The 20,273-nt window shown below is 41.5% G+C and carries 24 protein-coding genes and 1 pseudogene; 14 read left to right on the top strand and 11 right to left on the bottom strand.

The genetic code is table 11. The features are described from left to right. Positions 1 to 35: 35 nt before the first annotated feature. Positions 36 to 554 carry a type 1 glutamine amidotransferase domain-containing protein gene (locus MHH41_RS03835; protein ID WP_050944793.1) on the top strand — a complete coding sequence of 173 codons (519 nt, stop codon included), beginning with the start codon at positions 36 to 38 and terminating at the stop codon, positions 552 to 554. 102 nt (positions 555 to 656) lie between these two features. Here MHH41_RS03835 and MHH41_RS03840 read toward each other — a convergent pair whose 3' ends face one another. Next, a complete protein-coding gene (locus MHH41_RS03840; RefSeq protein WP_003214000.1) occupies positions 657 to 872 on the bottom strand; it encodes a DUF1128 domain-containing protein in 216 nt (71 codons plus the stop codon). A gap of 77 nt (positions 873 to 949) precedes the next feature. Continuing rightward, on the bottom strand, positions 950 to 2,305 hold the full coding sequence (locus MHH41_RS03845) for an alanine/glycine:cation symporter family protein (RefSeq protein WP_003218008.1): 1,356 nt from the start codon (positions 2,303 to 2,305) through the stop codon (positions 950 to 952). A gap of 173 nt (positions 2,306 to 2,478) precedes the next feature. Here MHH41_RS03845 and MHH41_RS03850 point away from each other — a divergent pair, with 173 nt between their 5' ends. The 3 genes from MHH41_RS03850 to MHH41_RS03860 are packed head-to-tail and all read left to right on the top strand — an operon-like array spanning position 2,479 to position 4,139. Further along, on the top strand, positions 2,479 to 2,949 hold the full coding sequence (locus tag MHH41_RS03850; RefSeq protein ID WP_050944791.1) for a low molecular weight protein-tyrosine-phosphatase: 471 nt from the start codon (positions 2,479 to 2,481) through the stop codon (positions 2,947 to 2,949). A gap of 20 nt (positions 2,950 to 2,969) precedes the next feature. Then, positions 2,970 to 3,302 carry a YtxH domain-containing protein gene (locus tag MHH41_RS03855; RefSeq protein ID WP_137055535.1) on the top strand — a complete coding sequence of 111 codons (333 nt, stop codon included), beginning with the start codon at positions 2,970 to 2,972 and terminating at the stop codon, positions 3,300 to 3,302. A gap of 18 nt (positions 3,303 to 3,320) precedes the next feature. Next, positions 3,321 to 4,139 carry a YihY/virulence factor BrkB family protein gene (locus MHH41_RS03860; RefSeq protein ID WP_044139737.1) on the top strand — a complete coding sequence of 273 codons (819 nt, stop codon included), beginning with the start codon at positions 3,321 to 3,323 and terminating at the stop codon, positions 4,137 to 4,139. A gap of 209 nt (positions 4,140 to 4,348) precedes the next feature. Here MHH41_RS03860 and MHH41_RS03865 read toward each other — a convergent pair whose 3' ends face one another. After that, a complete protein-coding gene (locus MHH41_RS03865) occupies positions 4,349 to 5,530 on the bottom strand; it encodes an MFS transporter (RefSeq protein WP_340865721.1) in 1,182 nt (393 codons plus the stop codon). A 75-nt stretch (positions 5,531 to 5,605) separates the two neighbouring features. Here MHH41_RS03865 and MHH41_RS03870 point away from each other — a divergent pair, with 75 nt between their 5' ends. From MHH41_RS03870 to MHH41_RS03880, 3 genes are all read left to right on the top strand, one after another. Beyond that, a complete protein-coding gene (locus MHH41_RS03870) occupies positions 5,606 to 5,983 on the top strand; it encodes an OsmC family protein (RefSeq protein WP_340865723.1) in 378 nt (125 codons plus the stop codon). Between the two features lie 64 nt (positions 5,984 to 6,047). After that, positions 6,048 to 7,115 carry a calcium/proton exchanger gene (gene cax / locus MHH41_RS03875; RefSeq protein WP_106030316.1) on the top strand — a complete coding sequence of 356 codons (1,068 nt, stop codon included), beginning with the start codon at positions 6,048 to 6,050 and terminating at the stop codon, positions 7,113 to 7,115. 67 nt (positions 7,116 to 7,182) lie between these two features. Continuing rightward, on the top strand, positions 7,183 to 7,965 hold the full coding sequence (locus tag MHH41_RS03880; RefSeq protein ID WP_034620914.1) for a YfkD famly protein: 783 nt from the start codon (positions 7,183 to 7,185) through the stop codon (positions 7,963 to 7,965). A 353-nt stretch (positions 7,966 to 8,318) separates the two neighbouring features. Here MHH41_RS03880 and MHH41_RS03885 read toward each other — a convergent pair whose 3' ends face one another. The 3 genes from MHH41_RS03885 to yfkAB all read right to left on the bottom strand — a co-directional run bounded on the left by MHH41_RS03885 (position 8,319) and on the right by yfkAB (position 11,260). Further along, positions 8,319 to 9,038 (bottom strand): YebC/PmpR family DNA-binding transcriptional regulator, encoded by a 720-nt coding sequence (locus tag MHH41_RS03885; RefSeq protein ID WP_340865724.1) that lies wholly within the window; start codon positions 9,036 to 9,038, stop codon positions 8,319 to 8,321. A 256-nt stretch (positions 9,039 to 9,294) separates the two neighbouring features. Then, positions 9,295 to 10,131: a mechanosensitive ion channel family protein gene (locus MHH41_RS03890; protein WP_003218032.1), complete on the bottom strand. Its 837-nt coding sequence runs from the start codon at positions 10,129 to 10,131 to the stop codon at positions 9,295 to 9,297. Positions 10,132 to 10,138: 7 nt separating this feature from the next. After that, positions 10,139 to 11,260, bottom strand: coding sequence for a radical SAM/CxCxxxxC motif protein YfkAB (gene yfkAB, locus MHH41_RS03895; protein ID WP_340865725.1), 1,122 nt, complete (start codon positions 11,258 to 11,260; stop codon positions 10,139 to 10,141). A 146-nt stretch (positions 11,261 to 11,406) separates the two neighbouring features. Here yfkAB and MHH41_RS03900 point away from each other — a divergent pair, with 146 nt between their 5' ends. Next, entirely contained in the window at positions 11,407 to 11,598 is a 192-nt protein-coding gene (locus tag MHH41_RS03900) for an SE1561 family protein (RefSeq protein WP_044139757.1), read from the top strand. Between the two features lie 101 nt (positions 11,599 to 11,699). Then, complete coding sequence (pdaA, locus tag MHH41_RS03905) at positions 11,700 to 12,491, top strand: delta-lactam-biosynthetic de-N-acetylase (RefSeq protein ID WP_310427853.1); 792 nt, start codon at positions 11,700 to 11,702, stop codon at positions 12,489 to 12,491. Between the two features lie 34 nt (positions 12,492 to 12,525). On the opposite strand, the pseudogene MHH41_RS03910 reads toward pdaA, so the two are convergent. The 3 genes and pseudogenes from MHH41_RS03910 to MHH41_RS03920 form a co-directional block, all read right to left on the bottom strand. Then, positions 12,526 to 13,017, bottom strand: a pseudogene (locus MHH41_RS03910) (DUF2716 domain-containing protein). 32 nt (positions 13,018 to 13,049) lie between these two features. Next, positions 13,050 to 14,009 carry a magnesium/cobalt transporter CorA gene (gene corA / locus MHH41_RS03915; protein ID WP_003218035.1) on the bottom strand — a complete coding sequence of 320 codons (960 nt, stop codon included), beginning with the start codon at positions 14,007 to 14,009 and terminating at the stop codon, positions 13,050 to 13,052. 132 nt (positions 14,010 to 14,141) lie between these two features. Further along, a complete protein-coding gene (locus MHH41_RS03920) occupies positions 14,142 to 14,654 on the bottom strand; it encodes a hypothetical protein (protein ID WP_003218040.1) in 513 nt (170 codons plus the stop codon). Positions 14,655 to 15,089: 435 nt separating this feature from the next. On the opposite strand from MHH41_RS03920, the gene MHH41_RS03925 reads away from it, so the two are divergent. The 5 genes from MHH41_RS03925 (at position 15,090) to MHH41_RS03945 (ending at position 18,594) form a co-directional block, all read left to right on the top strand. Then, entirely contained in the window at positions 15,090 to 15,959 is an 870-nt protein-coding gene (locus MHH41_RS03925) for a DNA-3-methyladenine glycosylase family protein (RefSeq protein ID WP_310427856.1), read from the top strand. A gap of 98 nt (positions 15,960 to 16,057) precedes the next feature. Next, positions 16,058 to 17,443 carry a 23S rRNA (uracil(1939)-C(5))-methyltransferase RlmD gene (rlmD, locus tag MHH41_RS03930; RefSeq protein ID WP_340865727.1) on the top strand — a complete coding sequence of 462 codons (1,386 nt, stop codon included), beginning with the start codon at positions 16,058 to 16,060 and terminating at the stop codon, positions 17,441 to 17,443. A gap of 680 nt (positions 17,444 to 18,123) precedes the next feature. Further along, positions 18,124 to 18,309: an HTH domain-containing protein gene (locus tag MHH41_RS03935; protein WP_340865728.1), complete on the top strand. Its 186-nt coding sequence runs from the start codon at positions 18,124 to 18,126 to the stop codon at positions 18,307 to 18,309. Beyond that, positions 18,266 to 18,550, top strand: coding sequence for a hypothetical protein (locus MHH41_RS03940; RefSeq protein WP_340865730.1), 285 nt, complete (start codon positions 18,266 to 18,268; stop codon positions 18,548 to 18,550). Before MHH41_RS03935 ends, MHH41_RS03940 begins: the two co-directional genes overlap by 44 nt. Next, entirely contained in the window at positions 18,547 to 18,594 is a 48-nt protein-coding gene (locus MHH41_RS03945) for a hypothetical protein (protein WP_340866663.1), read from the top strand. The genes MHH41_RS03940 and MHH41_RS03945 overlap by 4 nt, the downstream gene beginning before the upstream one ends. Positions 18,595 to 19,351: 757 nt before the next feature. Here MHH41_RS03945 and MHH41_RS03950 read toward each other — a convergent pair. Next, positions 19,352 to 20,029, bottom strand: coding sequence for a hypothetical protein (locus tag MHH41_RS03950; protein WP_340865731.1), 678 nt, complete (start codon positions 20,027 to 20,029; stop codon positions 19,352 to 19,354). A gap of 12 nt (positions 20,030 to 20,041) precedes the next feature. Further along, entirely contained in the window at positions 20,042 to 20,212 is a 171-nt protein-coding gene (locus tag MHH41_RS03955) for a hypothetical protein (RefSeq protein ID WP_340865732.1), read from the bottom strand. Positions 20,213 to 20,273 lie beyond the last annotated feature (61 nt).

Below are 20,273 nucleotides of genomic sequence, written 5' to 3' on the forward strand. Positions count from 1 at the left end.
TAGTGTAAACGATAATCAAGCAGGAGGGTTTCTACATGGGTAAGAAAATTGCAGTTGTATTAACAGATTACTTTGAGGATGTTGAATTCACCGAGCCTGCAAAAGCCTTTAAAGATGCAGGTCATGAGTTGACAGTCATTGAAAATGAAAAAGGAAAAACAGTGAAAGGGAAGCAAGGAGAGGCAGAAGTAAGAGTGGATGCGTCTATTGACAACGTGAAGCCTGAAGACTTCGATGCCCTTCTCATTCCTGGCGGTTTCTCACCAGATATTCTGCGTGCAGATGATCGTTACGTCCAATTCACTAAAGCATTTATGGATGAGAAAAAACCAGTATTTGCGATCTGTCACGGACCGCAATTGCTCATTACAGCGAAGACGCTTGAAGGAAGAGGCGCGACTGGCTATACATCCATCAAAGTCGATATGGAAAACGCAGGCGCTAAATTTAAAGACGAAGAAGTTGTCGTTTGTCAGGATCAGCTTGTGACAAGCCGTACACCTGATGACATTCCAGCCTTTAACCGTGAATCATTAAAACTGCTTGAGAAATAAAACCGTAGTTGTAAAGCCAGCACCTTGCGGGGTGCTGGCTTTTTGTGTGCATGATGTAAGAAAACTGCGTGTAGACCATAAAAACAGTTTCCTTTTTCACCATTATTTTCTTAAGTTTTTTAGCTCGCTTGCGATGGCTTGCATTTCACTTGGGCTGAATGAAGATTTTTTCATCACCATTTGGTGAAGAAATTCAATATCTTCGTACTTGTCTGGACTGAAGTCTTCTGCTTTGATGACTCCAATGTTCAGCATATTTAACTTTTGCGAAATGTCTTCAATCAGCTGATTGACTTCAGCCGCTTTTTGCTCTGACAAGGGCGGCACGTCCTTTCCTGCATATGTGTCGAATAATATATCTATTTTAACAGAAATGCAAAAGAATAAAAGGGCTATTAAGATGACACAGAGATGTTTTTCTCCTTTTTCTCCTGCTTCATCTTATCAATGATTCGTTTGGATTCAAATACGACAACCCCTGATAAACCGATGAGTCCGATTAAGTTTGGAATGGCCATCAGCCCATTGAGCATATCTGCCACACCCCAGACGAAATCATTCTTGAAGATGGCACCGAAAAAGACAGCGATGACAAACACAACACGATAATACATCACATAAGAGTCTTTCGCCAAATAAGTAAAGCATTTTTCGCCATAATATGACCAGCCAATAATGGTGGAATAAGCGAACAAAAGTAAGCCGATGGCCACAATGGTTGAACCGATTGGACCGAGGAAATGAGCAAAGGATAACGAGGTGAGTGCATCACTTTTTTCTGTGACATACATATCTGCCATGACGATCGTAATACCTGTGATGGAGCAAACAATCATCGTATCAATGAATACTTGCGTCATCGACACAAGCGCTTGACGAGCGGGCATATCCGTTTTTGCTGCGGCCGCAGCGATTGGAGCAGACCCGAGACCTGCTTCATTGGAAAAGACCCCTCTCGCCACACCCCAGCGAATCACCGTACCGATAGCACCGCCTGCAACCGCTTGACCAGTAAATGCGTCTGAAAAAATGAGCCCGACTGCGCCTGGGACAAGGTCGGCATTCATGACAAGAATGATCAGTCCGCAAATGACGTAGAATAATGCCATGACTGGTACAAAAATAGACGTCACCCGGCCAATGCTTTTAATTCCGCCTAAAATCACAAGGGCAGTAAAAACAGTAATGATGATGCCTGTGACCCATGTTGGGACTTGAAAGGTTGAATTCATGACACCAGAAATCGAATTTGACTGTACGAGATTCCCAATTCCAAAGGCAGCCGTGGCGCCAAAAATAGCAAACAGCACCCCAAGCCATTTTTGCTTCAAGCCATGCTCCAAATAATACATCGGCCCGCCAGACATTTCGCCTTTTTCATTTTTTACACGATATTTCACGGCAAGAACAGCTTCAGCATATTTTGTCGCCATGCCAAAGAATGCAGCAAACCACATCCAAAACACGGCGCCTGGTCCGCCGGCAATGACAGCAGAGGCGACCCCTACAATATTTCCCGTTCCAACCGTTGCAGCTAGAGCTGTCATTAATGCTTGGAAGTGAGAAATATCACCTTCTGATGTCTTGTCTTGCTTTGAAAATGCAAGCTTGAGTGAATAGGGAAGCAGCCTAATCTGAATAAAAAGCACTCGAAAGGTTAGGTAAATCCCTGTTCCCACGATCAAAAGCAAGAGTGGCGGTCCCCATAATACGTCATTGATATTGCTGACAATCTGTTCAACCCATCCCATATGTATCCCCCTTTATTTGTGCAATTCTCCTAAAGTGTCTCCTTTTTTTGTATAATGTGTCAATGCCGATGAGAGTTTTTCTTGCAAAGTTTTCAAAAGAAAAAGGGCTTGATATGATAGAGAAAAGGTTTTCGAAAAGAACTCTTAGGGAAAAGATAGGAGGAGAATGAAGGATGATTCATGTGTTATTCGTGTGTCTTGGCAATATTTGCAGGTCACCGATGGCAGAGGCCATATTTAGAAAAAAAGTAGAAGATGAGGGGCTTAGCGAGCACTTTGTGATTGATTCAGCAGGTATTGGCGGCTGGCATCAAGGCAGTCCCCCGCATGAAGGAACGCGAAAGCTGCTTGATGAAAAAGGCATCAGCTATGAAGGAATGTCCGCAAGACAAATCATGGATGAGGACATCACAACATATGACTATATCATTGCGATGGATGCTGAAAATGTAGGGGCACTTCGCAGTATAGCCGGCTATGGGAAACATCACTTTATTGGCCGTCTTCTTGATTTTGTAGAAGACGACGATCGAGATGATGTGCCAGATCCTTATTACACTGGGAACTTTGAGGAAGTCCATGAATTAATTGAAACAGGAATTGACCGTTTTTTGACGTATGTAAAGAAAGAGAACCACCTTTAACTGAAAGGAGATCAGACGAGATGGAAGAAAAAAATCAAATCGTGCTCCGAGGAGCTCTCTTAGGTGCAGCTTGCGGCGCATTGCTGACTTTATTTCATCGGCCAACAAGAATTGCACTCAAAGACAAATGGAATGACTGCCAGCAAAAGCTTGATGAGTACCGTGAGGAGCCAGGCAGAATATCGGCTTGCATGAAAGAAAAGCTGGAAGAAACGAAGCAGCTGATGCGAACAGTCTCAGATGATTTGTCATTTTTAAATGAACAGGTCAATCAGTTAAAGGAAACAACCCCAAGGGTATTAGAAATTATTGAAGAAACAAAGGATCACTTTCAATCGAAACAGACAGATTGATCATTGGAGATGAGGCGTATGGGTTTTATTAAAGCGTTAATTGAACGCTTTTTGCTGCATGAAGGACCGGCAAAATCTGCTGAGCTTGCCTATTTCTTTTTGCTTTCATTATTTCCGTTTCTCATCTTCGTACTGACACTCGTTGGGTATTTGCCGCTGACGTCAAAGGATGTCCTAAGCGTCATTTCTGGCTATGCGCCAGAAGGAGCGCTTTCGATGATTGAATCCATCGCCGAACAGACGCTGAATAATCGTAATGGCGGGTTATTATCGTTCGGGATTATTGCCGCCCTTTGGTCAGCATCTAACGGCATTAATGCCGTCGTCAGAGCATTTAACCATGCTTACGAAGTTGAGGAAAATCGTTCCTTCATTCTCGTACGTTTAACATCGATCATTTTAACGATCGCGATGGTTTTGACCATTATTTTTGCCCTGATGCTACCTGTCTTTGGCAAAGAACTCGGTTTATTTGTCGCTAAATTAGTTGGGCAGTCAGACGCCTTTCTCACTGTATGGACTGCGATGAGATGGATCATTAGCCCGCTCATTTTATTGATTGTTTTTACATCCTTATACTATTTTGCTCCAAACATCAGGCTGAAATTAAAATTTGTTCTGCCAGGTGCCATTTTTGCATCGATTGGATGGATTTTGGTCAGCATGCTATTTTCATTTTACGTAGGCGAGTTTGCTAACTACAGTGCGATGTACGGAAGCATTGGGGGAATCATTATTTTAATGATCTGGTTTTATTTAACCGGCATCATGATTATCCTTGGCGGCGAGCTCAATGCGCTTTTACATAAGCGTAAAATCGTACCAGGCAAACTATAAAGAAATCCGGGCATCCTAAAGAAGAACGATCAAGTTCAAACTGAATGGATGGGGGAAACCACATATGTCCAAACAATCGAAAAAAGGCGGAAGCAATACGAAACAAAACAAAGGCCATCAGCCTAAGCACAAAACAAGCGGCAGTGCGAACGGGCAAAATGGATATCACTAAATGAAAAAGACTCCTCTGCACCCATGCAGAGGAGTTTTTATTTAGAAATTGCTTCATTGGGGTTTTCAAGAACTGCCGCCGTTCGCCCAAATCGAACGCAGAAAAACACGAATAATATCACGATGCTGACAAGGTAAAGTAAATTCATTCCTTCAAACGTTTGCACAAAGATTCCACCGAGAACAGGCCCGAGAATACTTCCCGCACTAAATGCCATTCCGCACATCAAATTTCCAGCAGGAAGCAGATGCTTTGGCAATAAGTCGGTCATATAACTGATGCCAAGTGAGAAGGTAGAGCCTACAGCCATTCCGGCAATAAAGAAACAAATCGCAACAGCCAAAACCGATTGAATGAAAATCCCTGCTAGTAGGAAAAAGAAAGACCCGACGAGAGTCACACATAAAATGATGCGGCGCCTGCCAAACCGGTCGCTGAGCATCCCGAGAGGTAGCTGAAAGACAATACTTCCAATGGCAAACGCAGGTAAAATAAACGCCACTGCATCTACGGTCACCCCGCTTCTGAGTGCATACACAGGGAAGTTGCTATTGAGTGTCGTTTCTAAAAAGCCATAGCAAAAAGGCATCATAAAGGCGACCCAACCAAATTGAAAAGCTTTCTTAAAGCGCTTCAAACTGTTTGTCTGCTCTGACGTCTGCACTTCGCCCGTATCTGGATATGTATTTTTCAAAACAAAAACAAGCAGCCAAATACATAAACTAACAGCACCGGAAACAATGAAAGGTAAAGATGGATTGATTTCGATGAGTGGTGTTAAAAATGGTCCAGCGGCAAAACCAAGTCCAAAGGATAACCCATACAATGAAATATTTCGCCCGCGATTTCTCGATGACGACGCATAGGTCACCCACGTCTGTGTAGAGAAATGCAGCATATGATCGCCAATCCCGATCATGAGTCGCAGGAAGAACCAGACAACATAAGATTTAAAAAACACAAAGCTGAACAAGCTTAAAAAAACAGCGGCGCCTCCAATGACAATTAACGGCTTAAACCCAAATCGGCGAAGCGGCGCTTCCATAAAGGGAGATGCTAGCAGCACGCCGAGATATAAGCCTGTGGCATGCAGTCCGTTTAACGTAGGAGAAGTCCCGGCATGTTCAAAAATAATCGAAATGACTGGCAATAACGCTCCCTGCGAAAAACCAGATACAGATACAAGTAAAATTAAAATCATAAAATGAATTCTCGACATAAGTTGCTCCTTACAAGTTCATGTTTTCATCGTACAATGGAACCATAGGGGTTTCAATAGAAAGGTGGGAAAGGAATGAAACTGATATACGAATCAGGCGGGTGGATCGCGGGAATAGATGAAATGCAGCTGTATATTTCAGCAAATGAAGAAACGGGGTACAGACCATCTCAATTATTCACCTCAGCTATTGCTGGCTGTTTTGGAGAAATGCTCATTCATGTATGCCGGAAAAAGCGAATATCCTGGGAAGGGCTGACGATTACACCTGAAACGACAAGAGCAGGAGCTGTAAACAAAATCTCCCGTATTCATTTACATATTTTATTTGAAGGCGTCCGTACATCTGATGAACAAATAGAGAAAAGCATTACACTGGCATTGAAGCATTGCGCGATGGTGCAGTCTGTGAAAGGTAGTATTGAAATCACCTTCTCACACGAGAAAATCTAAATGTATATGAAGCCGGCACTCACGAAAGAATAACAGTCAGACATATGTAAAGGAGAATGGCTGTATGAATCGTTTGTTTCTTGTGATTGTCGCAATTGGTGTGCCGCTATCGGTGATTGGCAGTTTTCTTCATTTTCCGCAGGTCATCATGTTTGCTGTGTATTGTATCGCCATTATTGGTCTTGCTAGTTTTATGGGAAGAGCCACAGAAAGTCTTGCCATCATAGCAGGTCCCAGAATTGGCGGGCTTTTAAACGCCACATTTGGAAATGCGGTGGAGTTAATTATTTCGTTTTTTGCATTAAAGCAAGGACTGACAGCCATCGTCCTTGCGTCGTTAACTGGCTCAGTGATCGGAAATTTACTGCTTGTGGCGGGACTGTCTTTTTTCGTTGGCGGATTAAAATATAAGCGCCAAGTGTTCAATGTCCACGATGCAAGGCACAACTCGGGCTTGCTCATGTTTGCCATTATTGTGGCGTTTGTCATTCCAGAAGTGTTTTCGGTGGAAATGGCTGAGGAGAAGCAATTTGTTTTAAGCATTGGCATTAGCATTGTGATGATTTTGCTTTATGTTGCAGCGCTCTATTTCAAACTGGTGAGCCACCGCGGTGTCTATGTTGCCAAGCAGGAGAGCTTGGACGGAGAGGCGGAGACGGAAGAAGAAATACCTGAATGGTCTGGTAAGTTTGCCACTTTGATTTTGCTGCTTGCAACGATGGCCGTTGCGTACATTTCAGAGCGCCTCGTCCATACATTTGATACGGTGGGGGAACAATTTGGCTGGAGTGAGTTGTTTATCGGAGTCATTATTGTGGCCATCGTCGGCAATGCGGCAGAACATGCCTCTGCTGTCATCATGGCGTATAAAAACAAAATGGATGTCGCAGTGGAAATTGCTTTTGGTTCCACACTTCAGGTTGCGATGATGGTCGCACCAATCCTTGTCATCAGCTCGCTTTTTTTCAATACGCAGATGCCACTCATTTTCTCCTTACCAGAGCTCATTGCGATGGCATCCGCCGTGTTACTCACAGTCATTTTATCTAATGACGGAGATACCAATTGGTTTGAAGGCGCCACATTACTTGCTGCCTATTTCATTATGGCGATTGGATTTTTCCTTTTATAATCTTTTGTGGATAAGGGACGTCTTTGCGGAAAATACTATGGAAAAATGAATGAGAAAGAGTGATGATATGAAAAAGATGCCCCGCATCATGTTTGTTGTTCTCTTATCCTTAAGTTTTCTATACAGCTTTCCAGCGGAGGCGGCGAAGCCATTTAAGGTGCCATCGTCTGTCGCCAGTATTTCTAAGGAGAATACGTATCCGAATGCGTCACAGGATCAGCCATTGCTCCAGCCGAGCGAGCTGACAGCCGAATTGTTTAAAACAACGAATGTGCCGATTGAGAATACCCATTTGATCAAAATGCTGAATGAATCCAGCATTTCAGGGACGCCATTAGCTGTTGGTTACCGCGCGACTATTTTCCTTGGAAGATGGGCACTGAGCTATGATTCAAACGAAACGGTTGCCAACTGGGAATACAAAAAAGTGAATACGAATCATATTGATAACAGAGGCGGCAACAAAACAGCCATTGGCAAGTACGTTCAAAAGCAGCAAGTAAAAGTGAGCGGCGGGCTCACAGCAAAGGTGCCAAGCCCAGAAGATGTAAAAACATTGATGATGCAAAAAGCCATTCAAAAGACAAAGCTGCCCCTCGCTTTTGACACCGTGATTGGCGCAGGAACAAAGCGAGATCAGTCATACCACGTCTCTCCGAAAAAAGCAGCTTCACTTCATGCCTATGCCCCGGCCATTAACGAAAAAGGAAAGGTGACATACGGAGAAGTGTACCTTGTGCTTAAAGGAAATAAACGCAAACTCGTCGTGAAAAACGTGACCTCACAAGGAATCGGCGCTTGGATTCCTGTTCAGGATCACCTGACGTTTGGGTTTCAAGGGATGAATTAAAACAGTCATCTCCTCTTATCAAGGGGAGATGACTGTTTTTTGCTAATTGGTTTTATCATTTTTCCCTTTCAATTCACTTTTGTAAAAGTCAAAGATGGTATATAAATACCATGCGATGAAGAGAAAGAAGAAAATTTTTGTTACTATCATGAAGTTGCTGAAAATTAAACTTAGCCCAAGAATAGGAATGATCATAAATCCATAATAAGAAAACCACCATGTTTTAAAAATGAAGCTCAGCTCCTTAAAGAGTTGTAGAAATTAACATTTTATTTATATATTACATGTTTTGAGAAAATAAAAAAGCCATAGCAGCAGTTGAATGAACCCAACCTCGACTATGGCTTAAATTTTTATTCCCCTAAATCCACATTATGATAAACCTGCTGCACGTCTTCAAGCTCTTCTAATACATCGATTAGTTTCTCGAATTGTTCTTTAGATTCATCATCTAATGTCACTTCATTTTGAGGAAGCATTGTGATTTCAGCGACAGTGAATTCTTCTACGCCGGCTTGTTTGAATGCTTCTTGTACTTGATGGAATTGATCTGGTTCAGCGTACACAATCACTGTTTCATCTTCTTCCATGATGTCACGTACATCAACGTCTGCTTCCATTAAAAGCTCAAGCGTTTCTTCTTCACTTTTTCCTTCGACACCGATGACAGCTGTTTGGTCAAACATGTAGGCAACAGAGCCACTTACGCCCATGTTTCCACCATTTTTGCCGAAAGCCGCACGAACATCTGACGCTGTGCGGTTCACGTTATTGGTGAGGGCATCAACGATCACCATTGATCCGTTTAAACCAAATCCTTCGTAGCGCAGCTCATCGAAATTCTCTTCCGCACCGCCTTTGGCTTTTTCAATGGCACGGTCCACGATGTGTTTTGGGACACTATATGTTTTTGCACGTTCTAGGACAAAACGAAGTGCTTGGTTTGATTCTGGGTTTGGCTCACCTTGTTTGGCAGCCACATAGATTTCACGCCCGAATTTTGCGTAAATACGACTTGTACTGGCATCCTTTGATGCTTTCTTTTCTTTAATGTTGTTCCACTTACGACCCATCTTATTCACTCTCTTTCACTTAGAAAATACACAGTATGAGGGTCCCCATGCTGCATGAAATCATTCTGTTTTCTATTATACATGAATTAGTCAAGAGGATAGAAGTTAGAGGGCTGAAATGAAGAGAATTCTTAACGGATGTGTCCAAGCTGTTCAAGCGTTTCATGTTTTTGGAGAGCCCGAGTCAGCTCGGCGCACCTAATAAATAAAGAAATAAGAGCCGATGATATAAAAAATAACCCCATCACAAATGAGGTTATTTTGCAGGCTGGGGATAAACGAGATCTTCAAGCAATTTGACATCATGCTGATGAAGTTGTTTGATCATTTCTTTTCGGACAGCGAGGGCGGCATCGAAGTATTTTTCGTCTTCGACCATTCCTTTCACTGTGATCTCAATCCCGCGGTTCAGCTTGTTCAGACCCATAATGCCATGGACTTGAAACGGTTCAATGGCATGCTGGAATTCATCTTTTTTAAGAAAATCATGATGCATTTGATTTAAATTGTCACAGGCCGTTTCTAGTGCTTGAAAGGCTGTATCTGGGTTTTGATTCGCACTAATTAATACAGACTCCGTAATCCGCATGTAGTGCATGTTATAGTTTTGAATTTGCCGGATGTCTCCGTTAGAAATGGTTAACAGCTTGCCGCTCCATTCTCTAATTTGCAAAGAACGGAGACCAATTTCTTCAATCGTTCCATTAAAGAGGTTATTCACTGTCACATAATCCCCTTTATGAATCTGACGTTCATAGATCAGGAAGATGCCTGCTAAAATATCACGAATCAGCGTCTGGGCGCCAAAACCGATGACGATCCCGGCAACACCGGCACCTGCAAGAATTTTTCCGAAATCATGAAAGAAGAGAGAAATGACATAGAATACAAAGCAAATTGAAGCTGTGTACTTCGTCACAGATTTGACCAAGCTCTCGATCGTTTTCTTCTTCTTATCTTCAATAAACTCCGTTCGTTTAAAGAAAATCTGAAGGGCTTTGTTGATGATAAAGACGGCAAGCCAAAGAACAAGTCCAACAATTAGAATTTCAATGTATTTGTTCTTGACCACTGTCAGAAATGTATCGTCCATCTATCGGTTACCCCCTGGCTGTACGAGAAGTAAAATCAACATCTTGATAATAGCTGTTTTTCACAAGAACATTCGGACCGAGGCATTGTACGCTTGGACAATGACAATTCAGCTCTTTTGCTAATTTTGTGTCCATCCAGCGAGTATAAGCTGATTGCAATGTATCGGTCGCAATATTTCCAAGCGGCGGTGTATCACCAAAGTCTGTCACAATAATATTCCCATCAAAAATATTCACATTCAACCGTGAGCGTCCGTCAGGGTCATTTCGTACCGTGACATGTTTCTCCTGGCGTAATCGCTTGAGGAGGCGCTGGTCTTCTTCATCTGTACTGCAAGAATAAAATGGCAGGGTGCCAAACAGCATCCATGTGTCTTGATCACGAATATCAAGCAGCTGATGAATCGCATCACGCATTTGCGGAAGCGTCAATGATTCAAGGGCGCTGGCAAAATCACTTGGGTACATCGGGTGAACTTCGTGGCGCTGGCATTTCATTTCCTCCACAATTTGCCGGTGAATGTGTTCAATATATGGAAGTGTGCGTTTATTAAGCATGGTTTCAGCAGATACGGTAACACCTGCTTTGACAAGTGCCCGGCTATTTTCAATCATGCGGTTAAATAATTTCTCGCGCTGCTCAAAGGTTGGTTTTCTGTCCATCATCGCAAAACCGACCGTTGCAAACTCTTCGACAGTTCCCCAGTTATGTGAGATGTGAAGAACATCTAAGTATGGAATAATTTCTTCATATCGCGCCAAATCAAGTGTTAAGTTTGAATTGATCTGTGTACGGACGCCGCGTTCATGGGCATACTTTAATAAAGGGACGACATATTCCCGCACAGATTTGAGAGAAAGCATCGGCTCTCCACCTGTAATACTGATTGAGCGCAGAAGCGGAACTTCATCTAAACGGCGAAGCAGTAAATCAAGCGGCAGTGCATTCGGGTCTTTTGGCTGCAAAGTATAGCCGACCGCGCAGTGCTCACATCTCATGTTACACAACGTCGTAGTTGTCAATTCAATATTTGTCAGCTTCATCTCTCCGTAATCCTGCACATCAAGATAGGCTTCCCAAGGGTCATATGCAGGTGTAATCGGACGAAGTGCTGTTTTTTGGTTCATGGTATCTATCTCCTTTTCATTCGGGCAAACGTGGACCCGCCAACAGTTAATTTTAAGCCCCATCACCGTTATACGCAAGTGGGGTTTCATTGATTTACAAGGGAAAAAAAGATAAGCTATAAACAAATGCTAAAGGGAGTGTATCTATGGGTAAGGCAGCAGACAGCAAAGAGCAGCAGGTTGATTATTTAAAGAACCGATTAGATATGTTTATGAATGTGATTGATTCATTAGATCCTGAATCAACAGATGTTGAGGATATAGACAGACTGATCCAGATGATTGACGACCTAGAAGCGAAATATGAACGGTTTAAAAGTGATTGGAAGGAAGAATAGCTCGCACAGTGCGGGCTTTTTTCTTTAAATTGGCAGGTGAATCAGTGTATGAGTCTCGGTCTTATTCTGCACAATAGAAGAAAAACCGGGAAGTGACGTAAATGAAAAAATACATGCTCATCTGTTTATGTGCGCTTTTTGTATCCATGCCTCTCTCAGAAGCGGAAGCCGTATCTAATAAGCCCGTCCATTGGGGATTTGCGAAAAGCAAAGAACACAAGCCAGCAGATGCGGGTAAAGAACTGAACGCTCTTTTAAAAAAGTATGATGCCTTCTATTTAGGAAATACGAAAAAGAAAGAGATTTATTTTACCTTCGACAATGGCTATGAAAATGGGTACACGCCGAAGATCTTAGATGTGCTGAAAAAGCATCAAGTGCCAGCCACCTTTTTTGTGACAGGTCACTTTGTCAAGGACCAGCCTGAGCTCGTTAAACGTATGGCGGAGGAAGGTCATATCATCGGCAACCATTCCTATCACCATCCAGATTTAACAACAAAGAGTACGAAAGAAATCAAAGAAGAGCTGGGACGCGTCAATGAAGCTGTATACAAAATCACTGGAAAACAAGACAACCTCTATCTTCGTCCGCCGCGCGGTGTATTCAGTGAAAGAGTGCTGAAGGAAACAAAAGAGCTAGGCTACCAAACCGTTTTTTGGTCAGTGGCGTTTGTGGATTGGCATATTCATCATCAAAAAGGAAAACAGTATGCTTACGATCAAATGATGAAGCAGGCGCATCCAGGTGCCATTTACTTACTTCATACCGTCTCAAGAGACAATGCCGAGGCATTGGATGATGCCATCACGGCACTGAAAAAACAAGGTTATTCCTTTAAAAGCCTAGACGATCTCATGCTTGAAAAAGTATGGCATCTGCCTCAGCTATAGAAAAAAGCTTGCAGAAGACCTGCGAGCTTTTTCTTTATCCTTCTCTTATTTTACGCTGAAACAAAATCGGATGATGACGCGTGAAAGAGTCAATCAAACCCTCACCGAAAATCGTGATACTTTGCTCCCAAGGGTGTCCTAGCAAGCCCCAATGCATCTCTTTTGATAAAAAGAAATAATAATCCCCGTTCGGTAGCACAGGCACTGCCCAATCTCCGAATTCATCTTTTTCAAATGAGCCGTATGGTGTGATCCAGTAGCATTCGTGCTGCCAATCAAGTGCCAGCATATACTCGTCTGTTCTGATAAGCTCCTGAAAAACAAGTCATGCTTTCTCTTCAAGGTCTTCATCTGCATGAAGAAGGGAAGAGTCCTCAAAACAAGCAGAAATATCATATGTAATGAAAGGAGAAGGTACGCGAAATGAGGGAAAACGAGAGAGGCTCGGATTAAATTTGAAATCTCGATAGAGCGTCTCCCATACGAGCTTTAGTTCTTGATGAGACAATGGAATCCAGTTTTTCATCTAACCGCCTCCTCAGCCATTCACTCCACACATTATTTGAATATGCGGAACCATCCTTTATGCTTAAACCACAAAAGCATACCCGAGACGAGCAGACCCATGAAAATCAGTACGCCAAAATAGCCATACTTCCAGTGTAATTCAGGCATGTTATCAAAGTTCATTCCGTACACCCCTACAATAAAGGTCAATGGAATAAAGATGGTCGATACAATGGTCAGCGTCATCATGATTGCATTCATTCGGTTAGAATTCAGCGTCTGATAGCTGTCTCGTAAATCGGCTGTCATATCACGGTTTGATTCGACAATCTCGGTTAATTTCAGTAGGTGGTCATAGATATCATTGAAATAGGCTTGTCTATTTTTATCGTTTTTCATCATATTAATGTTCACGATACGATATAAAAGGTCTCTCATCGGAATAATTGTCCTTCTTAGCTTTAACAAGTCTGACCGAATTCCGAATACTTCGTTCATTAAAGTACCATACGTTTTATGACCTTCTTCATCTTCGATCTCATTTAACCTGTCTTCAATTTGATAAATAATCGGGAAATAATCATCAACCAGATCATCAATCAGCATGTATGCAAGATGCTCAGGTCCACTATTTCGCGCGTGTTCAGATGCTTTTAGCTTTCGCATCACACGATCAATGTATGGTGCTTCCTTTAAATGAAAGGTGACAATAAAACTTTCCCCAACAAACAGGTCCACTTCCTCTGAACGAAGTGTTTTTTGATTGAGAGCATGAAGAACGAAAAATAAATACTCTTCATAAAAATCAAGCTTAGGCCGCTGTAAATAATGGAAGCAATCTTCAATTGAAAGCGGATGAAACTGAAAGAATTCCTTCAGCAGCGCTGCTTCCTTTTCCGTTGGCGCATGAAAGTCAATCCAATACCAGGCGATATCGGGGCTTGAAAGCTGGTGCAATGTTGCATGTTCAATCAAGTCTCCGTTCTTTGTCACTGCAAGTTTTTTCAGCATATACACCCCTCCAGACTTGCATTATATCATGAAGCAACGCCAGTGAACTTATACATTCTCTCCATAAAAAAGCCGATCTCATCACTGAGATCGGTCCATTGTGCGTGTATGATTGATGGATAAAACCGAGAATTAAGGACGACGGAACGTAACAAATTTATCTTGACGGTCAAACCAGCCTCTGAACGCCCAGTTATCCCAGCCGCCATCGCCGTTGTTTTTAAAGGTACCACTTTCAAATACCCAAATACCGTAAACAACGTTACCAAGATTAGCAGTTGCAAAAGTTTTCACGCCGTTAAAGCGGTCTTCATAATTTTGGCTTAGGTTAAAGACCATGACATTATATCTGCCACCAGCAGCATAGAATGTGCTTTCCATCACGCCTTTAACGAACCCAGGACGGTTTGCATTTGCGTTTACTGCGTTAACAATCGCATTGGCAATCCCAAGAACATCGAAGTTGACGTTAACATTAGGACTAGCTGTCGTTCCAGCTTTTCCTTCAGCAGCTTTGTTTAATACAGTTTGCTGTAGTGTAGTAGAGACGGGTGCTGACGTTTTTTTCTCAGCAGCGTCAGCAAATACTGGCAGAGTCGAAGAAACAGCAGTGGCAAGGGCAATAGAAAGAATGGTTTTTTTCATTGGTCGGATCTCCTTTGTTTTAAAATGTTTGGGTCTTCCTTTTCGTAAAAAGTGAAACTAGGTGAAGCCGGTTATCAATGAGGTAAAATATGTTCCTGCAAGATAAAACAAATGATTGCCTAATCAGCTAATTCCTTTGTCACCTCCTTGATATGTCATAATTATACAAATTTTTTCGGGATAGAAGATATCACCCAGAGGTTCTATTTCTAATTTAAGGAAAATGATCCTAAAATATTGGAGGATCATGTCGAATATTAGCTGAATTCGACCAAAAACTTTCATCAGACCAAAAGGAGAATGACCACAAATAAGGAAGATATAACTGATAAATTCTTGTACTCTTTATATTCAAAAGTATTTAATATAGAGAATCATTCAAGCAAAATGAAACAATCGCATCTGCGCGTGTTTGCAGAAAGGAAGAGGGAAAACATGTGGGAAAAACAGCTGGTGGTTGAACCGCCATATCACTTCGATCAAGTGCTAAGACGCTTATCAAATGATCCATTAAAAGCAGTCGATTTGAATAAAAGAGAAATCAAAGTACCAATCAGATTAGAACAAAAACCATACGTTGTCGTCGTTCAAGCCACCGGAACAAAAGAAGCACCCACGTTTCGGGTGAAAGGAAATGGTCCTGGGGAACCTCTCATATGTGAGGTGAAGCGGATATTTGGCATGGAGCATCAATTAGACGCTGTGCATGAGCATTTTTCTCAAACCAACTTAGCGCCCGTTTTTGAGCGTCATAAGGGGACACCGCTCATGCTGGATTTTCACTTATATCATTGCTTGATGAAATGCATCATTCATCAGCAGCTCAATCTGGCGTTTGCTTATGAACTCACGAAACGGTTTGTTCATACGTACGGCGAGCAAATAGAGGGGGTTTGGTTTGATCCTTTACCAGAAGCCATCGCTTCACTTGAAACAGAGGATTTGAGAAAGCTCCAATTTAGTCAGAGGAAAGCGGAATATGTCATCGATGTCTCAAAGCGAATTGTGAGTGGCTCTCTTTCTTTAGAAGAATTACACGATTTAACTGATCTGGAGGTGGAAGAACGTCTGCTTCCGATTAGAGGGATTGGACCTTGGACAGTTCAAAATGTGCTCATGAATGGACTTGGAAGACCGAATCTCTTTCCGATGGCAGATATCGGGATTCAAAACGCCATCAAACGGCACTTTGACCTGCCTGCAAAGCCGACAAAAGAAGAGATGGCAGCATTAAGCAAGGATTGGACTCCTTATTTAAGTTACGCTTCTTTATATTTATGGAGAAGCATTGAGACAGATAAATGAAAGGGATTTTCTCTCTTTGTCCAAGTCATGGTATACTAATGAGATGGAATAAAATGAAGACAACCTATCAAGGGTTCAGATAGAACGGAGAGAATGAAGTGAAGGAAAAACAGCAAGGTGCCCTTTTGCAAAAGGGACAGCAGTTTCCGCTTACCATTAAACGCCTTGGCATTAATGGTGAAGGGGTCGGTTATTTTAAAAAGCAAGTAGTCTTTGTCCCAGGTGCGCTTCCAGGCGAAGAAGTGGTTGTGGAAGCAACGAATGTCCAAGCAAAATATGCAGAAGGTACGGTTAGAAAAGTTAGAAAGCGCTCCGAGCATCGAGTGAAACCGCCATGCCCAGTTTACGAAGAGTGCGGCGGATGTCAGCTTCAGCATTTGGCGTACGAGCAGCAGCTAAAGGAAAAACGAGATATTGTCATTCAATCAATGGAACGCCATACGAAGATATCAGTTGAAAAGTTAGATATTCGACCAACGATCGGTATGGAAGATCCTTGGCACTACCGGAATAAAAGTCAGTTCCAAGTAGGGCGTTCTCATAGCGGCGACATCATTGCGGGGCTATACGGACTGAACTCTCATAAGCTTGTCCCGATCAAGGAATGCATCGTGCAGCATCCGAAAACGAACAAAACAACGGGCGTTGTCCGCAAAATTTTAGAGAAATTCGGTGTATCGGTCTACAATGAACGGACAAGAAAAGGCGACGTGCGGTCGATTGTTGTTCGAGTTGGCTTTGAAACAGGTGAAGTACAAGTTGTTCTTGTCACATCAAAACCTGAATTTCCAAAGAAAAAAGAAATTGCCGAAGCCATTCAAAAACGTCTGCCAGAAGTGACGTCCATTATGCACAATGTCAACGGTGAAAAAACGTCGGTCATCTTTGGTCATAAGACATCTCATCTAGCTGGCAACATGGTCATTCAAGAATTTTTAGGAGACGTCTCCTTTGAACTGAGTGCACGTGCTTTCTTCCAATTGAATCCGAAGCAAACGCTAAAGCTTTACGACGAAGCGAAAAAAGCGGCAAAACTAACTGGCAAAGAAAAAGTTGTCGATGCGTATTGCGGCGTTGGAACGATTGGGATGTGGCTTTCAGATGGCGCCAAAGAAGTACGAGGAATGGATGTCATCAAAGAATCGATTGATGATGCCAAGAAAAATGCCAAAAAACACGGCATGAAAAACGCGACCTATGTGACAGGAACAGCTGAACATTGGCTGCCAAAATGGGTCAAAGAAGGCTTCCGTCCTGACGTCATCGTCGTGGACCCGCCAAGAACAGGCTGCGAGCGCACTTTCTTAGACACCGTCAAACAAGTCAAGCCAAAACGCCTTGTCTACGTCTCTTGCAACCCATCAACACTAGCAAAAGACCTTGAATACATGTCAAAAGACTACAAAATCGAATACATGCAGCCAGTCGATATGTTCCCGCATACGGCGCATGTGGAGACTGTTGTATCGCTCGTGAAAAAATAGACTTTAATCAAGGCTCGAAAATCAATATTAGATTTTCGAGCTTTTTTTGTTTTGCGGGCATTTCTTTCGGGGTTTGTTTGAATCAATAGGCTTTGGGTGTGGTGAATGAGTCAACTCCTTAATGCTCACTTTCGTTCCGCTTACCGTTGACTCATGCCAAGTGTTTTTCACTCCATTTTTTAAACAGTAACGCTCCTTTTGAATGCACACTTTTCCGAAACAACACAAAACAAATACGAACTTAATTCACAGTTTTTAAACCCTTGTTGCTACTGATTTTTTTGCAAAACGCTCCCTTTCTTTGTGTGCAGTGCGCTCCTTTTCAAACACAAAACGTTACTCAATTCTTCTCGCTTTTCCTTTTTATGGTGTGTCAGTTTTACTATTTCTGGCACATCCCCACATTTTCCTCCTAAAAAAAGGTGTGTCAGAATTTCATTTTTAGGCACATTTCTTTCAAAAATCGCAACCGGCACAAAACAAATCACACTGTGATTTCAAACATGAAGTGGTTGCAGTTTTCCCTTATGCTCTTTTCACCTTTTCCTAAATGTCTCCGGCGACACTTATCAAATTTTTTCTCTTTCAACCCGCTACGCAAAACAAAAACATCTTGCCTTTTGATCTAGAAGGGCGTAGCGTATACCGTAGCGAATGAATCATAAAGAGATGAACCCGCTATGAAACCCGAAACCTACCTTTCTTCACAAGACATTGCAAACAAGCTCAATGTCTCCAGCGTCACGATACGCAAATACGCCGCCATGCTTGAGAAAAACGGCTATAATTTCGCCAGAGACACTAAGGGATGGCGTCAGTATAATGAGTCCGTTTTATCCGCTATGGAGTATATATACACACTCTAAATTGAGTGGTAAATCACTAGAAGAAGTAGCCAAACTTGTAGCGACCTTGTATCGGTCCAACTTGTCCATATCGGATACCGCTACACCGCTACAAGATGTCAATGTCGCCGATCTCATTCAAAGACAAGAGGAATTTAATCGAGCCATCCTAAAACGACTCGAACAATTTGAAGAACAACAAAAAAAGCGAGATGAAAATCTCATGCTCGCTTTGAAAGAATCCATTGAAACAAAAAAATGATTGCTGCAGCTCAACAAAAAAAGTGGTGGCAATTTTCAAAATAGAACACACATAACAATGACGCACTTATATGCACCCCTGTGTGCGTTCTAAAATCTCTCGATTTCCGTCAAACGTGTAAAGAAAAAACCGACTCAATGGTCGGCTTCTTCTGCTTCTGAAATCGCACATGAAATGATCATCAAAACGAACATAATGATTGCACCTAAATCCATCACATGAATTTCAATTGTCATCACATTCACCTCCACAGTGAACGGATTCTACCACAAAAATATTCCTCAAAACGAAGCACTGAAAAATAAAAAAAATGATTGCGGACACCGCAACCAAAAAAGAAATTTTCCAATTAATCCCCAACGCTAAATCAATCAATGTTAGGATGAAAACATGTCAAAAAAAGAGGTAGACTATGCCTTAGTCTGTTGTGTTTTTTTACGCCGCCACTTAATAAAAGTCACTGAAAACACAAGAAGTAAGATCGCAATAAGCTTGAAAATAAAGCGAGTGAAGAAAGTAACATCTTCGAACTCCGTTGCAAAGATACAGGCTCCTATGATTATCCCGATCACGCCTACTACCCAATTCCAAAACACATCAATCACTCCTCAATTACCTTAAAGTACATGATATTAAGAAACAAAAAAACAGGCTCTTCAGCCTGTTCTTTACTATCCAGTGATGACCATATTGACGAATGGCACACTCAATAAAAAGAAAACGACGAGAAAAACAATTAAACTAAACCATGACTTTTAATAAATATAAGTCATGGTTTAGTTTTTGACGCGTCATCATTTGTTATCTTATTCTCCAAGTTTTTGAAGTTGTTTGACCTAAATATTTTGTATAATCATGGTATTTATACCATTTAAAAACATCTCTTCTATAATAAGCATTACCTTCTACTTTCGCTTGTTGTTGTACCCGAAAATATGTATTCGGAGCTTTAATTGAAGCATACGCTCCAGCTATAGTAACTACCACTCCTGTAACTGGTCCTCCATAAATTGAAGCAATTATACCAGCAATTGTTGTTACAACTGTTGTATTAAGGGAACCTGAAGATTTATAACTATTAACAGTTGACCAACTACTACGAGTTTGCATTATACTACTTTTATCTTCTACAATCTCATCAAGTTTAGATACAGTAATCTCTTCTTTTCCCGTATCTCTATTAGTAACTGTAACCCCTTTTTCGTCTGATTTAATATCATAAATAGCATCTTTAGTTGTCGCTATATATGAATATTCATTATTCTTTTTGAAACTTTCTAAGTATTCAACTTCGCCTGTTTCTTTATTCACTACTTTTATTTTTTGATATGTAGGTTTATCAGTCAAAACTTCATATTCATATGTACTATTACTAGGTATTACACTATTGTTATCCTCTGCATTTACTGAATTTATAAAAGGGGAAAACCCAGTGGAAACTAATGTTAACATTAAAATAAGAATAAATACTTTCTTCATAAAAAAAACCTCCTATTTTTGTTTCTTAACAAGTTTTCTGAAAAAGAAAGAAATAAATGTAATTGCTGCCCCAATCCCTATTGCAATATAAGAGTAATAATAAGTCTGTCTTTCTAAAAAAATAGTAGAAACTAATCCTAAAATAGCAATAATAAAACCTATCCATTCAAACTTTTTTAACATCCTTGGACTCCCTTCTAACCATTGAAACAATAATATTATAAGATACAACTTTTTACAATTA

The organism is Bacillus sp. FSL K6-1145 (assembly GCF_038003425.1).
Classification (GTDB): Bacteria; Bacillota; Bacilli; order Bacillales; family Bacillaceae; genus Bacillus; species Bacillus pumilus.